At 37.3% G+C, this 20,946-nt stretch carries 2 protein-coding genes; both read right to left on the bottom strand.

The window, feature by feature from the left end:
* Window positions 1-28 precede the first annotated feature (28 nt).
* Window positions 29-17,809, bottom strand: coding sequence for a T9SS type B sorting domain-containing protein (locus tag ACMDB5_RS04230; RefSeq protein WP_413999771.1), 17,781 nt, complete (start codon window positions 17,807-17,809; stop codon window positions 29-31).
* 245 nt (window positions 17,810-18,054) lie between these two features.
* Entirely contained in the window at window positions 18,055-20,946 is a 2,892-nt protein-coding gene (locus ACMDB5_RS04225) for a PorP/SprF family type IX secretion system membrane protein (protein WP_413999770.1), read from the bottom strand.

Raw genomic sequence — 20,946 nt, 5'->3', positions numbered from 1 at the left:
GGAGAATCGCTCCATCACTTTAATAAATTTATCTGTACAGCGTGAAATGCCCTACAAATTCACGAGCGTCTTTGACATCATTGAGTTTTAAAACATACCAATAATCTCCTGAAGGAAGCTCTGCTCCCTTGTATCTACCATCCCAATATTGTCCTAGACGATAGTTACCAACTTTACGACCGTATCTGTCAAAAACTTCGAAAGTCAAATCCTTATAGTTTACCGTACATCCAGGAGCCCATACATCATTGATGCCGTCTCCATTTGGCGTAAAGTTATTCGGAATACAAACATCGATATACTCGAAATATCTGGTAGCTGTAGCAACGCAACCATTAGCATCCGTAACGGTAACGGTATATTCGCCTGATTTGTATATAATGAAATTAGACTTACTGCCATAAGATTCTCCATTAAGCGTGTACTTATAATCACCACCGCCACCAGCGGCTACAGCAACTATCTCGTTTAATCCGCCGTCATTTAAAATCAGCTCTAAAGGCTCTACTTGAACAATTTCAAAATTCATAGTTTGCTGCTCGCAGCCATTGCTATGTCTTGCGGTAACAAAGTGAGAGCCTGGTGTCAGATTGGTGAACACACTTGACCCCTGGAAATTCCCTCCGTCTAATGAATAATCAACATCGGTAGGATCCGTGATACTGTCATCAATTGTGATAGTAACAGTATTGGCTGCAGCATTATCCACGCAATTGTACTCTATTACTGCAACTGGCTTCATGTTTATGGCTTCTGGCAATGCCACAAACCAATCTGTGGTACAGCCCATTGCATCACGAATGAAAACGAAATGGTTTCCACCGCTTAGTCCCATAAAGTCAAATTCCGTTTGCGTCAAAGTACCTGTAGTATAAGTCCCGTCAGGATTATCTAGGCTAACACTATAAGGAGCCGTTCCGCCAATTATTTCAATGCTAAAAGCACCGTCTTTATCTCCGGCACAAATCTCCGGAAAAACAGAATCAATAACCGTAGACACCGTTAGCGCAATAGGCTCTTTAATTTCGAAATCATAAACGGCAAAACAACCATTTTCATCCTGAATTACTACCTGATAATCTCCTGGCACTAATTTATCAAAAATGCCTGAATCAAAAAATTGATCCATACGCGGTGAAATGGCATATTTAATTTGGCCCGTACCACCGCTAGCAATAATTTCTATTTTACCATTTTTTGCTCCGTTACAAGTAACATCAGTAACATTAGGGGTAAATGTTAAGGCTGTTGTCGGTTCTTTAACTTCAACAACTATTGAAATTACATCACAATCACCACTTTCTACTTTTACTTGGTAGAAACCTGCAAGCAAGCCATCAAAACGACCTGGAGCACTTTGTACCGGCGTTGGAGTTATAGCACCCCCTGCTCCATCTAAAAGTGTGTAAACATAGCTCCCTAATCCTCCGGTGGCATTGGCTACAATTACGCCGCTAGCATCCCCTTTACAATTAATCACTGCATTTTGAATATCCAGATTTGCCTCTAAAGGTTCTAAAGCGTCAATTTTAATATCATTAGATACAAAACTTACACATCCATTAGCATCTTTCACATAGAAATGATAGGTTCCTACGGATACTGGGAACGTAACAGAAGTTGCGAACGAACCTAAAATCGTAGTGAAAGTAGCATTGTCACTATATGTATAAAGTCCTGTTCCTCCTGTAGCACTCAATGTAAGAGTCGCATCATTATCACAAGTAATTGTAGTAGCTGTCACTAAACTTGCTACTACTTTTGTTGGTTGACTGATTACAATAGGAGTAGCTAAAATTGTCGAACAATTCCAAGAATCAGACACTTTTACCTGATAACTTCCCGCACCCAAATTAGAGAATATATTCAATGATTGAGGTCCATTAGTAGTTATGGTTCCGTTAGCCAAGGTAGTAATCAAGGTATATAAATAATCCCCTGAACCTCCTGTTGGCAAATCGACCGTAATTATTGCGCTAGTATCTCCAAAACAACTAACACGTGTTGCACTAGGTGAAGCTGTGAAAGCAATAGGCGTTGGGTTTACCAATGTAACGTTTACAAAATCAACACATCCTTTGCTGTCTCTGACATTAATTGTGTAAACTCCCGCTTCTAAAGCTATGTATTCTGTTTGAGTAGAATAAGGACTAAAAGGATTGCCATCTTTAAGAACTTCAAACTCATAACCACCAGCCCATCCGCCTGTTGCAGTTACCGAAATAGAACCGTCATTGTTTCCTGCAATACAAGTAATTTCAGTATGGGTTTCTATAATATCCAAAGCCGCAGCGGGTTGCACAATGGTAAAACTGGTACTGGCACTACAGAACGGGCTATTTACTAGAGTAGCCGTAACACTGTACAATCCGGCAGTTAAACCTGTTAAGGTAAATGGTCCTTTATCAGGTGAATTGCCATTAACCGTTGTTCCGTCAGGTCTGGTTAAAACATAGCTAAAAGCTCCAGCTTCGTCATCTGGATTGGTTTGATTATCAACAATTGTTAATTCGACAGTTCCTTCATCAGAACCAAAACAAACGACATCGCTTGTTTTAACTGCTTTTAATACAAAGGTATTCGGGTTATTCACATAATGAACCGTTTGAATACTACATCCAGTTGCAGGATTTAATGCGGTAATAATATAGCTGCCAACATTTAATAAGCTAAAAATACCTGTTGTGTCATTGCTTACTAATGGATTTCCATTTGCGTCAGACAAAGTATATTCAATACCCAGAACAGTAGCTCCTGTAGCATCAAAAGTTGTTAGGGTAATTGTTTCCAAGTCATTACAAGTAATTGCCACTTTATCAATTGTAATCTTGTCTAAGCTTACATACGGCACAATAGTAATAAGCGTTGTAGAGCTTCCCATACATCCTTTGTTATCATACACATTTACGGTATAAGTTCCTCCTGCATAATCTAACTCTGTATAACTATTTGAAGTTCCTCGCTGAACCGCAATAGGATTGCCAACTTTGAAGAATTCATAAATTTTATAAGTACTTGAACCTCCTGTTACGTTGTCTACAGTAATTGTGGCATAATTGGCTCCGTTAGTTCCTGTGTTACATAAAAATTGTGTTACAACAGGGGCATTTACTAGGATAATTGCCGGTTCTCCAACGGTAGCTGGAGCTGTTGCCGAACAACCTCTGCCAGAAGTTACTGTTATGGTATAATCACCCGCCGGTAAATTTTCGAACAATGGTGATTCTTGAGCTAATCTAGCAGTGAATCCTGCAGGTCCACTTAAAGCATAAGTATAAATAGGATTATTATTCGATGCTTCCAAACTCACCAAAATGCTTCCGTCTGAACCACCTTTACAAGTAACCGCGGTAGGTGTTGCCGTAATTCCAGTTACAAGTGTAGGATTATCAATAATTACTTGAACTTCTTTTTCGCAAAGTGTACCTAAATCTCTAACTACGAAATCATAAGTTCCTGGAGCATAACCTGTAAATACATTACTTGGTTGGAGCGTGCCTATGTTTTTATCAAAATAAACATAATTATTAGCAGGTATAACTGTTCCTCCAGTTACATATAAGGTAATTTCACCATCAGCATCCTTACATGTTGGAACTAAAGAAACTTCACCTCGTAATGTTAGAGGTTCAAGAACCGTTACAGCAGTGGTTGCAGTTGTTTTACATTGGTTAGCATCCATAACCGTTACTGTATAATCGCCAGAAGAAAAAACTGTAAAGAAAGCCTCATCTTGAAATTGTTCTCCGTCTAGACTGTATCTTAAAGGAAGAACTCCAGTAGCCGTAACATCAATTCTATACCCATTTGCATCAGCACATTGGTTATCGACAGTGACATTTGTAATAGCGGGCATTGGATCAGCACTAATTTGTACTGTTCTAAAAGCAAAACATCCATTAGCATCTTTTACATAAACATCTATTTCATCAAATGCCGGAGCTATTTGTGTAGTAGCTATTGTTTTGGTTGGAGAAGGCGAATAGAATGCTGTTGGATCACCTCCTTTAGGCACAAAAGCATATTCATAAGCTCGGGTGCCTCCAAGAATAGTTGAAACATCAACTGTAAGTACTGCACCTTGAGAATCACAATATTGATTTTTAACCTTTACATCCAATCCGCTTAAATCTAAAGCTGTTGGCTGCGTAATCTCAACATCATCTGAAGTCGCAGGACAACTTGGATAAGCTGTTTGAGTAACTACAATCGTATAATCTGTTCCAGCTATTAATCCGTGAGGAAGTACAAAAGGATTTGTGGTAGTATTTCCTAGACCATTAAAACTAGTAGCAACTCCTCCCTTAAGTATTTCATAACTGTATGGTCCAGAATAATCAACAATATTAATCTCAATTGCGCCCGTAGCATTGCCAAAACAATCCACATTAGCAGCTGGACTAGCAATAACTTGCATTGTATCATAAACCGGAACTTCATATAAAGTAGATTTTATACTACATCCAGTATTGTTGTCGAATATTTCAAACTCATAATAACTACCAGCTGTTGTTGCTGGATAATTAAATGTGGTTCCAGTAACTGTAACTAATCCTCCATCTGCTACACCATCTTTGTAAGCTTGGTATGTAAACGCATTTGGTGTATTTGTTCCTCCAGAAATATCAACCTTAATTGTTTCCGTATTATTCAAACAATCAATTTTTGTGTCTTGAGTTGCAATAGCCGAAATCAATTTAGGGAATGGATTGATTGGAATTTGAACATCATCCACACAACCATTAGCATCCTTCACATAATAGGTTAAGTTCTGAACGACTTCAGTATCAAAGACTGGAAAGGTATTGGCATCATTCCAGTTTATTCCATCTTTACTGTATTTATAATCCGCTATTGCCCCTGTTCCAGCACCGCCTGTTCCAGTAACGGTAACAATGGTTGCGTTTAAGGTATTCGTAGCCGAACAAGTAAATGGTGAAGGCGAGGCCAAAGCTACAACCGCAGCTGGGGCTGTAATTACAATATTAGTTTGTATATCTGAACAACCTCTTGCCGAAGTAACCGTAACCTCATAAGTCCCCACAGACAATCCAGTGAATAAACCATTATTAGTTTGTGTTACATCAAGACCTGCCGTTGATGTTAATCTATAGGTATAATCCGGATTGTTATTAGTTGCATCTAATGTTACTAAAATACTACCATTATCAACAGTTCCTTGCGTACCTGAACAACTTGGTGAAGTTGGAACTGCACTAAAAGTAACTGCAGTTGGAGCCACCATCACTACCGTATTTGTAATAGCGTAAGAACATCCTTTAGCATCATAAACCACAAAAGTATAGGTGCCTGGAACTGTAACTGCAAAGTCAGCCGTACTAGATCCTACCGGGAATGCTATTGGAAGTGAAGTCGTCACTCCATCAGAAACAGTATATTCATAAGAACCATAACCGCCTACTGCCGAAATTCTGATAGTACCATTTTCATCTCCAACAGTACAGAAAATATCTTTTTTATTTTCTGCCGAAGCAAAAAGCTGAGATTCAATTACTGTGTTTAATGGTACAATTGATTTACATCCATAAGCATCTTTAACCACAACATTATAACTACCCGGAGATAGATTACTGAACGTATAAGTATCATCAGCTACTGGAAAAGAATTACTAAGATTAAATGTTACACCATTATCAATACTGAAAAAATAAGGTGCAACTCCCAATGAGGCTTTTACAACCAATGTTGTGGCATTTGTACCGTCATAACAATAGTCAGAAGCTACATCAATAGTAGCTATTGGATTAATTGGGATTGTAAGTGTAAAGCTATCTGTCTTCTCACAACCATTGCCATCTTTTACTGATATATTATAAGGTCCATTTTGCGTTAATCCACCAAAAACACCTGTATTATTGTTTAAAACAGTAAGATCAGGCTGAGTTAGCGTGTACTCGTAATTGCCCCATCCATCCGTAGCAGTAATAGTAACTGCGCCAAAAGTAGTACAACCTAATGGCGTTACAGTTTTGTCAATATCTAGTGCTGCAGTTGGAGCTTCTGTTTCAAAAGAAATCAATTTAGGGCAATCTGTTACATCGTCAAATACCTCAATAGTATGAGATCCTGCTGCCAATCCTGTTAAATCAATTGTAGGAGAAGAGAAATTACCTGGAACTAAAACTCCATCCACTTTATAATGGTAAGTTGCTGTTGCTGCAAATCCAGACACAAAGAAACTGGCTTTACCATCTGTAGCTCCAAAACAAGTAATCCCTGTTGTAGATTGTTCTACAATATTAATTTTAACAACATCCTTAATTTCAAATGGTAATTGTTTTACACAACCAGTCGCCTCGTCTGTAACTTGGAAAACGTAGTTTCCAGGCGCTAAATTTGTAAATGTTGGAACATTCATGTTATCTACTATTGCTCCTATCGGAGAAATAATCTGGTATGTTAAATCTAAGGTAACTGAACCAACAGCATTTTGAACATTTGAAATAGTTACCGTTGTTGATAAAGTAGAACAAGTAATAACTGGGCCTTGTGTTAAATCAAAATCAGTTGGTGGATTCAGCTTCAAAATATCTAGCGTTCCAGAAGCTTCGCAACCATTCTCATCTTGAACTGCAAACGGAATATTAAGTTGATCCGCATCAATATCTTCAACCGTATAAGAAGTTTGAGTACTAAAACCACTTCCAGCAAAACTATATAAATAAGTTCCTGAACCTCCTGAGGCTACAAGAGACAAGTTTACAGTTGCAGCTTGACCTACATTACCAGGACCACATGTTAAAGGGGTAATCACTGGTGTTCCAACTGTAACTTCAGTTGGTTCGCCTAATGTAGCGTAAGCAGTTTCTGTACAACCCAACTCATCGGTAATGGTGTACGTATAATCTCCAGCAATTAAATCTGTAAAGACTGCTGTAGTTTGTGTTTGTAAAATCCCTAATGGCGGAGAAGTTCTTATGAGTGTATATGTATAACTTCCTTGACCACCAGTTGCAGTAATTTCGATTGTACCCGTTCCTCCATTGCACAAAGGTTCAATAGGTGTATAATCTGGAACAATAGGCACAATTGGACTTATAACCACCTCATTTGTTTCAATTGGACAATCGTTAGCGTCTGTTATTCTGAATGTATAAATACCTGAATTTCCATTGTTTACTGGATATTCAACTGTTGTTACTCCTGAAACTACTGTTTCTGTTGGCGCAAAAGTTGCAAAAAGACCTGCTCCTTTTTTAACTTCATACGTATAGGGCGGTGTTCCTTTAGAAATAGTAACGGTAATAACTGCATTTTCAACCAAAATTGGATCAACCGAACAATCTAACACTTTAGTTACAGCAGCTGATGCCACTGGCCTTGCGTTAATATCAATTGTCTGCGTTGTTGGGCAACCATTTTTATTTTTAATTACAATGGTTTGCTCCCCAGAATTAAGACCTGTTGCGGTATAAGTCAATCCAGTAACCGCTACAAAACCTCCTCCATTTACACTTACCGAATAATCAGCCATCGGGGGCAACGGAAGCGTTGGTTCTGTAATGTTTATATTAACGGAGAAATTACCTTCGCCAGCACAATAATCTACAATGCTTAAATCAAATACAGGATCTGGATCTAAAAGAACAGTAACAGTTGTACCCTGGATACAATTATTAGCATCTTTAACCCAAACATGATAACTTCCTGATTCGACATTAAATATATTAACATTATTTGCTCCCCAAGTATCAGTAACTAGTGGCGCCGTAGAAGATTTATTTATAATGTATTTAAACGGTCCCGTTCCTCCATTAGGAGTGGCAATAACTTGACCTGCATCGGTTTTACAATTATCATTAAGAGATACAGCAGTTACTGTTAAATTTACAGCTGATTCTATAACTACAAAAGTCGTAGAGGATGACGTACATCCAGAATGGGTACCACCCACTTCCGTAAATTTAATATAATAGGTTCCTGGGTAAAGTCCTGTTGGCAAAGGAATTATAGCTGGATCTGGAATAACGACTGGCAATATTGTAGCCGAAGTTATTGAACCCGTGATTCCTGTAGAAATATTAGTTTGATCCGAAAATATTTCATAATCAACCTGAGTTGCATCATAATCACTAATTTCAAATGAAACCCCTCCAGTTTTACTTCCTTTACATCTAACAGGAAGAGCAGTTAAATCACTTTTCAAAGTAGTTAAAGGCGGAATAGCACCAGCAGCTTTTTGGAAATAATAACAATCTGTTATTGGGTCATAAACCACAAAAGTATAAACCACACCTGGTGTTAAACCCGTAAACGTATGTTGTAATGGAGAACCTATATCAGAAGGTAATAGATTACTACTAAATGGTAACGCACTTAAATCATATATACCAAATTTATAGTTAGGATTGGCTGGATAAACAACAGGATTTAAATCAACTATAATTGTCGCTCCATCTAAACAATTAGCAATTGGCGTTAATAAATTAATATTTAAATCACTTGGAGGAGCGATAATTTTAACATCATCTTTAAAATTGCTACATCCACTAGCATCGGAAACGGTCAACACAAAATCTCCATAACTTAAATTTGAAAAAGTATATGTAACATCGCCTGGCTGATTCAGTACAGTAGTTACACCCGTAACAGTATTTCTCAATTCATAAGTAAATGGCGCAACACCATTTGTAATGGCGCTAATAGTCACCGAGCCTAAACTTGGCCCAGGACATAGCATATTAACTGTAGTATAAGTAAACGTAATTTGAGCAGGTTCTGTTACAACTGCATTTCCAGTTACTTCACAACCTTTAGCATCTCTAACAATATATGGATAACCTGTAACTGAAGAAGCTGATAAATTAGAATAGGTAGGATTACTTGTAAAAGGACTACCATTAAAACTATACGTAAAAGGAGTTGCTCCTGTTAAAGGAATAAGTGTAACCACTCCATCTGCTGATTGGTAACAGCTTAAGTTTATAGCATTATGATTAGCTGTTGGTAACACCGGATCAGTAACTTTAACTGGAACAATGGTTTCTACAGAACATCCGCCTGAAGTTACTCTAAAGTAATAATCTCCTGCTACTGTAGGATTATAAACATTCCCTGCGATTGCACTATAAGTAGCACTTGGGTCTAATCTGTATTCATAAGTATAAGTTCCCGCTCCTCCTCCAGCTGACAATGTAATTTGGGCAGCTACTGGTAAAGAACAAGTAATATCTTTATCTAATTTAGGTGTAAGTGTTAATTGCTCATTGACAATAAAAGAAGTTGTTACTTCACAGCCATTATCATCTTTAACTCCAATAAAATAAGTTCCAGGCGCAGTAATGTTTTTTACTGAGTTGGTATTGTAGTTAATGTTTGTAGCCGTAGTACCAATTCCGTATTGTATTGAACTACTTGGATAAACAGTTCCCGAAACTGTAACAGCAAACGAAGCTCCCGGATAGCAAGTATCTGCAACAGGGTCAATAGTTGGTGCTACATTATTGACTACGTTTACAGGAATATTTTGAGAACAATTTCCGTTTTTATCTATTACATAAGCTACATAGGCTAAACCATCCACACTAGTATCTTTGGTAAATAAACCTGTAGTGTTGTAATCTTCTGGGAAAACTGGAGCGGCTGCACCTAACTTTACAACTGCAAAATATAAAGGTGATGTGCCTCCAGAAGCAGAAACTGTAATTGTTGAAGTTGTTTTTGAACAAAATACTTTAGTAGCATTTGCATCTAAAGCAGTAATAGCCGCAGGTTGTGAAAGTGTAATTGTTTTGGTAGCAACGCATTTAGTTGCTGTATTTGTAACTGTAAATGTATAATCTTCATCTCCTTTTAGTCCAGAATAGCTAATAACATCGCCTGTTTTCGCATCAAGACCTGTAATTATCCCTGAAATACTTCCCGTTAAGCTATAAGTATAACCTCCTGTTCTATTTCCTGAAACCGTGAACTTAATTTTACCATCAGCAGCACCATTACAAGTTACATTAGTAACAATAGCACCAACTGCCTGGATAGCAACTACCGCATCAATTTTATAATCTCCAACAACTGTACATCCATTAGCATCCGTCACTTTAAAGAAATAATTCCCCGGAGCTAAATCTTCAAAAGTATGAAATTGATCTGTAACACCCGTAGCAATAGGAGTTACTGGAGCTACCGCTGCATCTGTACTTGTAATTTCAAATTTAAATGGCGCAATACCTTTTACTACTCTTATTGTTAAATTAGTTTTATCATGATCCGTCTCACAGGTTATTGGGTCCGGAGAATCAAATGCTATCGCAGTTGGCGCATCTAATGCATCAACCAGTACAGAAACAGTAGTCGTACAACCATTGGCATCTTTTACAATAATATTTACTGTACCCGGAGTATTTGTCGCAAATGTATTTGAATCAACAAAACCATTGCCATAATCATATTTATATTTCCCTCCTGCAAATGGTGTACCATCAGCGGCAGTTACCGTAATTATAGCTGCTTGAGATACATTACCGGATCCACATGTTAATGTTGTTGTCACTAGAGCAGAAGCATCCAAAGCATCATCTGGTTCTTTTATTTCTATTGATTTAGCTGCAGATAGACATTGCTTTGCATCTTTAACCACAATTTGATAAGAACCCGCAACTAATCCAGTAAATACATTTGAAGACTGAAAAGTAAGCCCGTTATCTTTACTATAAGTGTACGTTCCAGTTGTCGGAATTCCCGTTACAGTTATACTTCCTGTATTATCTCCTTTACATTTTACATCAACTTGAGTAGTTGAAAAATCGGGATTAATTAGTGGGGCTATTGTTCTGGAAACAACAGTTGTACATCCTTTGCTATCAGTAATTTCAAAATAATACGTTCCTGCTGTATCAGTCGTGTAAATAAATGTATTTAGTCCTATACCAACTGGTTCTGGTGTTCCTGTAAACGAACCAGCAGTTGTACTTACTTTGTAACTGTAATCAGGATATCCGTCTTTAATCGAAACTTGAATTTTAGCTTCTGGATTTGTTGGATCACAGTCTAAATCTTTAAGTAAAGTAATGCTTGCTGTAATTGGTAAAGCAATCGTTTGTTCTGCTAAATCAATATAACATCCTGTTGCTGTATCGGTAACACGAATGGTGTATTTACCGGGAGTTAATCCTGCAAAAGTTCCATTATTTTGAGGCGTTGCGTTATTGATGCTGTACACATAGTTAGTAAATGTATCTGGTGTTACTTTAATAGTAGCTTTATTAGTTGGGTCATAGCATAAAATTGAACTTGGATCAATACTTGCAACAACAGCAACTTTATCATCAATAGAAAATGCTCCTGATACTTCACAACCTTTTAAATCAGTCACCGTAAATGAATAATCACCCGCAGCTAAATTAACGAATATATTGTTTGCTTGTGTAATTACAGTTCCAATAGGTAAAACTGGCGTTAGCATATAAGTATACGTTCCCCAGCCCCCAACTGCGTTTATTACCGCCTTACCCTTGGCAATACAAGTAACATGGCTAAGTGTTGGATCATTTAAAACTAAAGCTGCTATTGGGGCTGCAATGTTAATAGTAGCCGTCTCGCTACAGTTTGTCGCAGTATTGGTAACTAAAATGGTATGATCACCGGCAGTTAATCCTGTAACTGGAATTTCAAATGTAGTTCCTGCATTTGGTGAAGTTCTAGATTGAACAGCTCCCATATCAACCGAGTACGTATAATTAACATTGTTTCCTAATCCAGAAACCGTAAAAGTGGCTGAGCCATTGGCTTCGCCCAAACATTGTACATCTGCATCCACAACGCCACTTACGGTGAAAACTGGTAAAGGAGCGATGGAATAAGGTTTAGAATAAGTACAATTATTGGCATCTTTTACTTCAAAAGTGTACACCCCAGGAGCTAAACCGGTAAAAACACCATCTGCAGCTCCTGTTGTATTTGTAATTGCCGATGCTGGAGCAGTGATTGCAAAGAATAAAGTTCCAGTTCCTCCACTAACCCCAATTGTCACATCCACCTTATTAGATGGACATGTAAGTGTCGTAGGGCTAAAAGTCATTGCCGTTGGCGGATCTAACGCCACTATAGTTCCCGCATCAACTAACAGCGGACATCCTTTAGCATCAGAAATGCTAACCGTATAAATTCCCGGAACAGTTAAATTAGGAAATACGCCTGTAGTATTTGTAGTTACCGCTGTAGCATTTCTGTTTAATGTATACTTATAAGAACCATTTCCACCTGAAATACTTGTAACTTTAATTGTTGCAGGATTATCACAGGTATAAGGTGTTGTTATTTCAGCTATTGCTACAATTACCTCAGGTTGCTTTACTATAAACGTACCATTGTAAACACAGTTTTTAGAATCTGTAACTATATAATTATAGGTGATTCCAGCAACGGAACCTGCTAAATTAGAATAGTTAGCTATTGTATTAGTAACTGAAGTAACTGTATGTCCTATTATTTGAAAAGTATAAGGAGCAACTCCTGTCAATGCTTCAAGAATTACACTACCGTTATCAACCCCAAAACAAGTTACATCAGTCACCGTAGCTTTTGCTATCACCGCTACCAAAGCATCCACTTTTTGAGTGATCGTTATTGGGCAGTTATTAGCGTCTTTAATTTCGAAAGTATAGATATCAGCTGTCGCAGCTAAATATTGAAATATTGGTACAGTAGTAGTTCCGTTTGCAACTAAAATATCTCCCAAGCTATTTTTAACAATATAGTTATATGGACTGGTACCACCAACAATTTTAACTTCAATTGTAGCTTCCGGTGTAGTTGGGTAACAACTTAAGGCTGTCTTGATACTTGGAGTCGCTGCCAGTTTTGGACTAATTGTTTGTACGACTTCTAGAGATTCACAGTTGTTTTTATCAATAACAATAAAAGAATAGCTTCCTGTGGCAGTGGCGGTATAGGTAAATGAAGTTCCTGTAAAAGTAGGCGTCGGAGCGCTGTAAGTTCCTGCATCTACTTTTACTTTATAACTAAATGGCCCAACGCCGCCTGCAATAGTAACGACAATTGTAGCATTACTATCAAAACATAAATTTGATGTTGCGTCTAATGTTGCCGTGGGCGGTGTTGGCGCAATAACAGGAACGGGAGCTCCAACAGCGCTGACACATGAATTAGCATCTTTTGCAAATACAGTATAATTTCCTGCAGGAACATTCAAGAAATCTTCAGAAACTTGAAATGCTCTTACAACAGCTATTCCATCAGCTTCTCTTAATTCATATTGGTACACTCCTGTTCCACCATCACCAAGAGCCGTAATAGTGGCTCCAGTTGTACAAGTTGGCTCTAGGGTTACACTTGCCGAGACCGTTACCGGAGTTGGTGCTTTAACTTCTATAGTTCCTAATGGTAAGGTACAATCCCCCGAATTATTATAACGAACCTGAATATTATAACTTGCCGCTGCTAAATTTTCAATTTTTACTGGCGAAGTAGTGCTATTAGCCCAATTAATCCCTCCATTAACTGAATATTCAAAACCATTTGTTATATCAAAATTCTGAGCAACTATAGTAATAGTACCATCATCAGAGGTGGCACAAGTTAAATCCGTTCCACTAACTGTTGCCTCAAAAGCTTTGTCTGTTGGGACAACGAGTGGGTAATTTTTTTGTGTAATACAGGATACAGGAAGTTGATAAACTCTGATGTCGTCAAAAGCAAAATCGATTCCCTGATTCCCTGGGTTTTTAATTCGAACTGCAAAATCAAGGCTCGTATTATCTCCCGGATTCAAAGTCAGCTTATAGGGTACCCAACCGTTTGTTCTAGGAACAGGTCCCGTTTCCTGTTTTGATAGGGCTGTTGCCAAAGTACCTCCTACCGGTTCTAAATCAAGAATTAAAATAGGATCAGGACTAGCTGACATTCCTTTTGCAAATAAATTTCGCACCCAAATTTCAACTTCAATATCTCTATTTGGGATGATATCATGGATGGTTTTTTTATAACAAACATCATTTGCCTTAATTACGGTTCCTACATCTGTTACAAAAAAACGACCTTTCCCATTTTTATCTCCACTATGGTCTTTCGGAAATGGATTCCATTCATGCCATGAGCTAGGGTGCAAAGTATTCGTAACAGTATATTCGCCATAGTGCAAAGCTGGCGTTGTACCGCATGAACCCGTACCCAATTGATTTTCAAAACAAAAATTGGTACTAGCTCCTGGTGATTTAACATTTTCATCCCCATTCCCAAAATCTTCATACAATAAATTACTATAAGTAGGAACGCTCAGTAATTTATAATTTACGGTAATCTCATGAGTTCCTGATGGAACGTTTAAAAAAACTTTAGGGTTTGCAGTGTTGGGATTTGGAATTCCGTCTAGCAAATATTCATAGGCATAATTAGATCCCCCACCGTTAGTTACCGTAACCGTACTGCTTGCCGAACCATCACAATTGAAAGCTGAATTTACAACTTCGATAGTTGGAACAGGTGGTTGTGCGTCAAGGATAACTGTCATAGGATATACACAATCATTAGCATCCTTGATATAAACTGTATAAGTTCCCGGCATCAAATATGCTTCATTTGCGTTCACCCAAGTAATTCCCCCATCAAAACTATACTTATAAAAATTTGGCGCAGCAAAAGGGGTTCCTCCTTGCGGATTGGTTATTCTTACTTTTCCTTCACCATTTGGTCCACAACCTGCTAATTCAGATACCCCCGCCGAAGCTGTTAAGGCTGTTGAAGCTTGAGTAAGAGTTATATTTGGTTTGGTATCGAAACAATCGGTTCCAGCAAGCGAATATTTTATCTTTGGGGAATAAATTCCTATAGGTAGATTTGAAAAAGTATCGCTTAAGGAGTAATTGGCTCCATTATCAATACTATACATTATTGTATAACCATTGGCTACTGTTACATCAAATTTAATCTCTCCTGTGTTGTAGCCATAACATTTGATGTTTGTTGAACTTACCGTCCAAGTTGGAGGTGGTGTTGCAGCAACTGTGATTGCGGTAGTTGCTTCACAATTATTTACATCAACAACTTTAATACTGTATATCCCATTTAAAGGCAATGGATTAGTAACCACAATTTGTGGAACACTTTGAGAAACAGAGGAACCATTTACATAATAAGTATATGGTGGCGTACCACCTAGAGGGTAGACTGTAATCTCACCATTTGCACAGGTCAATGCTTTGGTTAATGCCACAGTTGCTTTTAGTAGCACCGGTTCTTTTATTTCAATAGTTCCAGAATCTAAACAGCCATCGTCCGTCTTAACTTCATAAGTATAAGTTCCTACATCCAAATTCGAAAAAGTAAAATCACTTGCTGCAATAAGACCACTACTACTCACTAATGTCCCACCCTTACTGATACTATAAAAATATTGTGGGCGAGCGTCACCGGCTGCTAATCTTATGGCACCTTTATCCCCGTTACAAAGTGGCTGTGTGACAATTTCTGAAGTAGTAAAATTTCTTTGTCTGATAAGAATATTAGGCACCGAAAAAACACAAGGATTTGTAGCAACGCCTACTTGTTTTATATAAACTGTATAAGAACCCGCAGCTAACACAGGAAAAATAGCATTAGGAAAAACGTTACTAGATTGAAATGGACCAGTAGCATTTAAACTATATTCATATCCTTCAGGAACACCTCCAATGGTAATCTTTCCAGGAGTGTTACAAATAATATCATTATGAGTTTCTGTAGGGCTTAGAAGATTTTGGTATACATTAAAATAAAATCGGCTAAAACATCCACCAGAATTTATGGTTACTCTAAATTGGCCTGAAGTATTGACTAAGTAGTTTGCCCCTTCACCAACACTGGTCCATAGACAGGTCGGGTTCTCATTTGCACAACTAATTAATACTGAAGGATCACAACTACTTTCATTTAATTTTTCCCATACAATGGTAGCGCCAGCAATATTTGTTTGAATAGATTTGGTGGCGTTGGCACCACAAAGGAAAATATAGGGCAGTTCTTTTCCATTGTTTGGGCAGATAACGACCTCATCTGCATAAGGAATTACGGGATTAGTAATATTTCCAGTAGGAATAACAGTTATCTCCTCTTTAATTGATTTACAATTAGCATTAGATATTGCATTAACATAATAAGTACCAGTTTCTGTTACAGTATAGTTTTGACTAGTTCCTACTACCGGTGTGCCAGTAGGACTTGTTGACCAAGAATAGGAATCATATCCATTAGAAGCTGATAATACAGCACTATTACATAATTGCACAGTTCTGGTAAATGTATGCCCAACAGTATTGGCTAAAAAATTAGTTGAAGAAGGCGTGCCAAAGTTACAAACAGTAGAAGCAAAACTGCCTTCGCTCTTAATGTCAGTTTTGCTGACAACACCACTGTAGGAAGCAAAAGCTTGATTTTTAATTTCGTTCGAGCAAGCATCACTTAAAAGATTATAATCAGAAACCACCTTAACATGTAATCGTATTGTATTTATTGGGTCACCTATTTTCACTAAACTATTAGGAATAGTAAACAGTAATCTTCTTGTGGTCGCGTTATACGTATGGGTAACACCTGCTGGCAAGGAAGTAATATCAGCAGGATAATTAAATACTACATTTTTTGGAAGAACGTCTACTAGGGTAAAATTAGTGATATTGTCATTCCCTATGTTTTGAAAATCAATTTTATAGTATAAATCCTGTCCCAGATTAATAGTAGTATTACCAATATCTTTTCCGGAGGCATCTTCCACAATTTTTGTCAGGCTAATATCAGGTGCAATGACATCGGTCGAAAAAACATTAAAAAAATCAAAAATAGGATCTGCCTGCCCCTTAGCAATTTGCAAATTAATTGTTGCAGAATTTACACCATAACCAATTGCAGAGGGAGCCGCATTTTTGTATGCCATTAACCCCGTATCATACCCCAATGTATTATTACTATTAGGAACTCTGCCCGCAAGATATCCGTTTGAGTCGGTTATACTACTATTAAAAAACTCATTCGAAGGTCTTTGAATAGTAGCTGGAATGGCTTTATTAATGATTTCTGCTTTATTTGCTATATCTGTCTTATCGCCTCCCAAAGTCGCAAAACCGTATTGCAGATTAACGATTCCTGAACTAGGGGTTTTAAAACCGGAAACAGGGATACTTAATGTTTTTTGGTCAAAAAGTGAAACAAAACCATCAAAAGAATTAATATATTTTGTAGTTGCTGTAGGGTCTTCATAAACTACAAAAAGTGTCCAACCGGCAGACAACCCTGTTGTCCCATTAAAACCCAAACTTGAAACTACATTTGCTACCGTGTATATCCCTTGTGGGTTTGTCAAACCGGCTACTAAAGAAGTCACATCCGCATAACAGGCATAAGGTTTATTCGAATCCGGATCAATCGGAGCTATATCGGCATCATAAATAAGTTGCCCTGTAATGTCAGTATAGACTGCGCTTCCGGGTAATTTAAATTTTACTTTTTTAATATCCGTTCTGCTTCCTGAATTTAGGATAGCACCCCAATACAATCCCGCATAAACAACTCTAAAACAAGTAGTTGCAGGAGGTATTACCAAGGTGGAACTACTAGAACAAAAAATATCGATGTCAGGATCAACATTGATATATTGCATCGAAATATTCTCATTGACACTATTGTCATTAAGGGGATTATTGTCCTTACCCAAGATATTATTACCTATCAAGAGCATATCCCCTTTTATCTCTTTACTGTATCTGGTTGTAAAAGTCTTAAAGTTTTGAGAATAGGAAATGAAACCCTGTAAAAAAATAAAAGTAAGTAGGATTACTTTCAAAAAAGTAGTTTTATGCATGGTATTATTCGGTTTTAGTTTTTGGGGAATTTGGGACCCAAAAATTTGATATGTTATAATCTAAATGATCTGATACTTGTCTTTTATAAACAGTATTTTTTACTCTAACTAAAATTAATTTGCCATATTTTTTCTAATTTTTAGAACAAAATAGCACTATTTCAATCTAGAATTGGCTTAAAAAACCAATTCTTAAAAACATCGTTTTGCATTATCATTTATCAATAAGTTTACTTTCACTACATCTAATTTTCTACTCTCACCACTGTCATTTTACCATTATATGGCTTGTTACCTTTGGATTCCAATACATTTTTGGCTTCTTCGATAGAATCAAATTTGCTATAGTAGATAAAATATTTACTTGTGTTTACATCATAAAAGAAGTTGATGTTTTTTTCTCCTGCAGCCACCGCTTTTTTCAAAAATTCATCTCTTTTAGCTACATCATTATGTACAGCAACAATCAGGTAATAACCTCCATCAGCATTTTTAAGATTTTTTAAAATTTGCATATTAGGTTGTTCCTCACCGTAATTAAAATCTTCAGGCGTAAAAGTTTCTTTACTAACAGGCGTTGTTTCTTTTATACGCTTTAATGTTGCTACATCATTTAAATATCTACCTTGATCGTTCTCAAAAGAAGCTCGTTTTATTCTTCGTTTTCTTTCAATCTCAGTATCTTCTTTAATTTTCTCCAATGATGAAAGCAAATTTGTATTCATTTGCAATACTTTCATTTGATCTGATTTCAAGGTTTCAATAGCCTTCAAATAATATTGAGCCGTAGCATCATTTTTATTTCCTTTTTTGAGTCGCTCTTTATACAAACTTTCTAAAGCAGCAATTTTACTTTTCTGACTTTTATTTAACTCCTCAATTTCAGATTCTAAAGAAGATAAAGCGCTGTTTTGGGCAGAAATACTCTTAAATGGTTTTGGTTCTTTAAAAATACCTTTTTCACTTAAATCATTCTCTTCTCTTAAATCCTTAAGATCACTTTGTCTTTCTGCAACTGTAGCGTCAAGTCTTTTTAATAATTCTTGTTGACCATTTTTAGACTCTTCAATAAATTGAGTCAGATCTTTCATAGATCTAGCATTATCATCTTTTGGATCTTCAACCGGTTTGGCCTGAGCCAATGCTTCGGCTTTAGCCTTAGCTTCGGCAGCTAATCTTGCTTTTTCTTCAGCATCTGCTTTCAATTTAGCATCCGCAGCTAGTTTCGCCTGAGCCAATGCATCTGCTTTAGTCTTAGCTTCTGCTTCTAATATTGCTTTGGCTTCAGCATCTGCTTTCAATTTAGCATCTGCAGCTAGTTTTTCTTGAGCCAATGCATCTGCTTTAGCCTTAGCTTCGGCAGCTAATCTTGCTTTTTCTTCAGCATCTGCTTTCAATTTAGCATCCGCAGCCAGTTTCGCTTGAGCCAATGCATCTGCTTTAGCCTTAATTTCGGCAGCTAATCTTGCTTTTTCTTCAGCATCTGCTTTCAATTTAGCATCCTCAGCCAGTTTCTCTTGAGCCAATGCATCGGCTTTAGCCTTAGCTTCGGCGTCTAATCTTGCTTTGGCTTCAGCATCTGCTTTCAATTTAGCATCTGCTGCTAGTTTTGCCTGAGCCAATGCATTCGCTTTGACCTTAGCTTCGGCATCTAATTTTGCTTTTTCTTCCGCATCCGCTTTCAATTTAGCATCTGCAGCTAGTTTCGCCTGAGCCAATGCATCGGCTTTAGCCTTAGCTTCGGCAGCTAATCTTGCTTTGGCTTCAGCATCTACTTTCAATTTAGCATCTGTTGCTAGTTTTGCCTGAGCCAATGCATTCGCTTTCAATTTAGCATCTGTAGCTAGTTTTGCTTGAGCCAATGCATCGGCTTTAGCCTTAGCTTCGGCAGCTAATCTTGCTTTGGCCTCGGCATCCGCTTTCAATTTAGCATCTGCAGCTAGTTTTGCCTGAGCCAATGCATCGGCTTTAGCCTTAGCTTCGGCAGCTAATCTTGCTTTGGCCTCGGCATCCGCTTTCAATTTAGCATCTGCAGCTAGTTTTGCCTGAGCTAATGCATCTGCTTTAGCCTTAGCTTCGGCTTCTAATTTTGCTTTTGCTGCAGCAACTGATTTATCTTGAGATGGAACAACCGTCTTAGGTTTTGATGGAACCTGTTTTTTGACTGGAATTGGATTGATAATCGCTCCCTCGGTATCATCGTCATCTTGGTAATATTTATTGCTCTTGAATTTATAAGCAAGTGTAATTTCATGCGAGGATCCAAAATTTGCCAAATTACCCGTTGCTTTTTCAAAATTATATTCAACCGAAATTTTAGGGGTTAAATTTAAACCTAAACCGGCCGACATGCCGTATAAAGTGTTATAACCCGCTTGAGCCCAAACGCCATTAGGAATAGTGAACATCATCAATCCTGAAATAACTGTTTTCTCTTTTTTAAGTTCTGTTTTAAGTAAACCCGAAAATTTACTTTTATCAAAAAAACCATAGGTGTCCAAATAACCAGTATGCATAACATGCAATTCGATACTTTTTTCAGGATCATCCTGAACCATTTCGGCCGTTTTAAGATTATATAAAAACAAATTATTTAAGGATACCCCAAAATCAAGGAAGGCCGTACCGTAATTAATACCAGGATTTATTGTAATTAAGGAATTAGAAGGAATATTATCTAATGCAGGATCGGGATTGTTCGTAATTACTTTACCACTATTGAGACCACTTTTATAAAACCCTAAATTCAATCCAAAAGTTAGATTGCTGTCTTGGTCCAATACCACATTGTGGGCAAAATTGGCAACCGCTCCAAAAGTAGTTAAAACACCATAATTTTGTTGAAATAAACCAATAGCAATCCCTTGATTCTCCCTAAATCTGCCCGCATAACTAAACAAATAGGTTTGAGGTGCATTATCAAATTGTACCCACTGTTTTTTATTATAAAAACTTAAGTAAGAGCCTTGTTCCCTAACAAAACTAAAAGTAGGATTGATAAGATATTTATTAAATTTTAAAGAATTTCGAACTGGTAATGTAAACGAAACAACTCCACCCTCTTTGACATTGTCTTGAGAATAGAGTATTTGAAGTGAGCAATAAAAAAAGATAATGAATAGTAAAAGTTTCTTCAT

This window comes from Flavobacterium sp. W1B (assembly GCF_047344965.1).
In the GTDB taxonomy this organism is placed as follows: domain Bacteria; phylum Bacteroidota; class Bacteroidia; order Flavobacteriales; family Flavobacteriaceae; genus Flavobacterium.
Note: the sequence above shows the minus strand (reverse complement) of the source record. Positions and strands in the feature narration are given on the sequence as shown.

Coding starts and splice junctions, on each gene's coding strand:
- ACMDB5_RS04230 (WP_413999771.1), bottom strand. CDS start 17,809: ATGCATAAAACTACTTTTTTGAAAGTAATCCTACTTACTTTTATTTTT.
- ACMDB5_RS04225 (WP_413999770.1), bottom strand. CDS start 20,946: ATGAAGAAACTTTTACTATTCATTATCTTTTTTTATTGCTCACTTCAA.